At 45.0% G+C, this 2,560-nt stretch carries 3 protein-coding genes; 2 read left to right on the forward strand and 1 reads right to left on the reverse strand.

What is annotated here, in order from left to right; genetic code table 11:
• Nucleotides 1-87: 87 nt before the first annotated feature.
• Entirely contained in the window at nucleotides 88-1,134 is a 1,047-nt protein-coding gene (locus tag PLH26_RS21490; protein WP_324588067.1) for a LacI family DNA-binding transcriptional regulator, read from the reverse strand.
• A 244-nt stretch (nucleotides 1,135-1,378) separates the two neighbouring features.
• Between PLH26_RS21490 and PLH26_RS21495 the strand changes: the two genes are divergently transcribed.
• Entirely contained in the window at nucleotides 1,379-1,510 is a 132-nt protein-coding gene (locus PLH26_RS21495) for a hypothetical protein (protein ID WP_324588068.1), read from the forward strand.
• Between the two features lie 43 nt (nucleotides 1,511-1,553).
• Nucleotides 1,554-2,560: DUF6807 domain-containing protein (locus PLH26_RS21500; RefSeq protein WP_324588069.1), on the forward strand; the 1,007-nt coding region annotated here is incomplete at its 3' end.

Raw genomic sequence — 2,560 nt, forward strand, 5'->3', positions numbered from 1 at the left:
TTTACAGATTTTTTTGTTCTTAAATCTGTCTACCTATACCAGGACAAGACACTGAGACCTAAAACCTCAAACCTGAAACCTGAAGCCTCAAACAATCTCACCCCCCTTCTCCTTCCTCATTGAAGAAGCCCTTATTTCCATGGTTGTTTTTAACTCAATGGTTTTGTACTGGTGCTGCAGGGTATTGTTCTCTATCATGGTAATGAGCAGGCGGGCAGCCGATTGACCGATATCAAAAGTGGGCTGATGAATGGCGGTTAATGGAGGATCAATGACCCGGCAAACGGGATTGTCAAAAAAACCTACCATAGCAATATCGGCCGGTATGCGTAATTTCATTTCCTTTAACACCTCAAAACAATCCATTGCTATTCTTTCGCTGGTGGCCAGGATAGCGTTAGGCTTTGGCGTTGTTTTTAATAACTTAACCAGGGCTTTTTTGACATTGGCAAAATTGAAGTCGCAATGCACGATCCATTTTTTCTGCACGGGGATCTTGTGCTTTTTCAATGCTTCAATATACCCTTTCATCCTGTTTTTTGTAACGGATAAATAAGGCGCCATGGTAACCTGAGCAATACGCCGGTATCCCTGTTCCAGCAAATGACAGGTGGCATCATAGGCGCCGCCTGCATCATCGGTAACCACACGCGGCGTGTTTATTTCATCGCATATCCTGTCGAACATCACTACCGGAACACCTTTATGGATAAGTTCTGCGATATGAGCGCCTGCTTTTGTTTCATTGGATACGGAAATGATGAGCCCGTCTATCCTGCGGGATGCCAGCAGGTTGATATTGGTTACCTCTCTTTCGTATTTTTCATGACTTTGAAAGATCACCACGTGATAGCCCAGGTTATAGGCAATATCTTCAATGCCGGCAATTACAGCCGAACAAAAATAATTGGCGATTTCGGGAACGATCACCCCTATTACTTTGCTTTTCTTTTCTTTTAACGAAAGCGCAATGGGGTTGGGGGTATAGTTCAGTTCTTTGGCGAGTTCCTGCACCAGCCTGCGTGTATCATGGTTGATCTCCGTGCTTCCTCTTAGTGCACGGGAAACTGTAGACGCAGAAATACCCAGCTTACGTGCAATATCTTTTATGGTTACAGGCTGTGATGTTTGCATACAATAAAGATATAATGCCCTGATCATTCCTGTATATATTTATCCTGTACAATAAATCTTTTCTAAATTATTGCGGTTTTAGCTGAAATACATATAATGCAAACGTTGCCGGGAACGAGTGCAGAAAATGAACGGGTATGTTACTCATATCACCTGTTGGAAAGCACGGCGTATCTCCCTATTTTTACGTTAACAGAGTTTTAAGATTTTTTTGATTTTGCCGCGATTGCTTTTTGATATAAATATGAAAATAAAATTACCGGTCACTATAGCAGCGCTGATGCTGTGGTGCTGCTTAACAACCAAAGCCCAGGTTATTGCCAAACTAACGCTTCCTGCACAACAGCATCAGTGCGCCGGTATATATAAATCTTGACGCCATAACCAGCCTGCCGGACTCCCTGTTGCTGCTTCGCGAAATGAACGGTAAGAGCGCTGCAACCATACCCTTTCAGGTTGAAACGGGTTATCACCGCTACCTGTGGTGGATGGTGCACAATAAAAACGGCGCTTCAAAAAGAGTGTTTGAGCTGGTAAAGACCGGCGCTCCATCTTCAGCCACAACCGCAGCATTACAATTAATAACAAACGAAGAAGCCGTACTGATCACAGAAAACGGCAAAAATGTATTGCAATACAATTTTGCCACGCATTACCCTCCCGCCGGCGTTGATACGGTTTTTAAGCGCAGCGGCTTTATCCATCCTTTATGGACGCCTTCGGGAAACGTGCTCACGAGGATCAATCCCCCGGATCATTACCATCACATGGGCTTATGGAACCCGTGGACGCATGTGCTTTTTGAAAACAGGGAAGTGGATTTCTGGAATATCGGCGATAAAAAAGGTACGGTCCGGTTCAGCAATTTCATTTCAAAATACAGCGGCAATGTATATGCGGGGTTCAGGGCTCTGCAGCAACATGTGGCTTTTAATATACCACAAGCCGGGATGGAAAAAACAGCGATGAATGAGGTTTGGGACATAAGAGTATACAATGCAGGGGATAATATGTGGCTGTGCGACTTTACATCCTCGCTGAACTGTGCCACCGGCAGCCCGGTAACGCTTAAAGAATACCGCTATGGCGGCTTTGGCTTCAGGGCTACGGAAGAATGGAACAATGCCAACAGCAATGTGCTTACCTCGGAAGGCAAAACGCGTAAGGAAGCGGATGCTTCCACTGCCCGCTGGTGCATGATTGACGGCGACCTGCAGAAAGGGCATGGCGGCATTTTATTCATGAGCTTTCCTTCCAATTATAATTTTCCCGAACCGATGCGGGTTTGGCCGGTAGATGCCAACAAAAGAGGTGATGTGTTTTTTAGCTTCAGTCCTACCCGAAACAAAGACTGGCCCCTGCAGCCACAAAAAAATTATGTGCTTAAATACAGGATGCTTACTTATGACGGAACAATAACGGCCCA

This window comes from Agriterribacter sp., assembly GCF_035444585.1.
Classification (GTDB): Bacteria; Bacteroidota; Bacteroidia; order Chitinophagales; family Chitinophagaceae; genus Agriterribacter.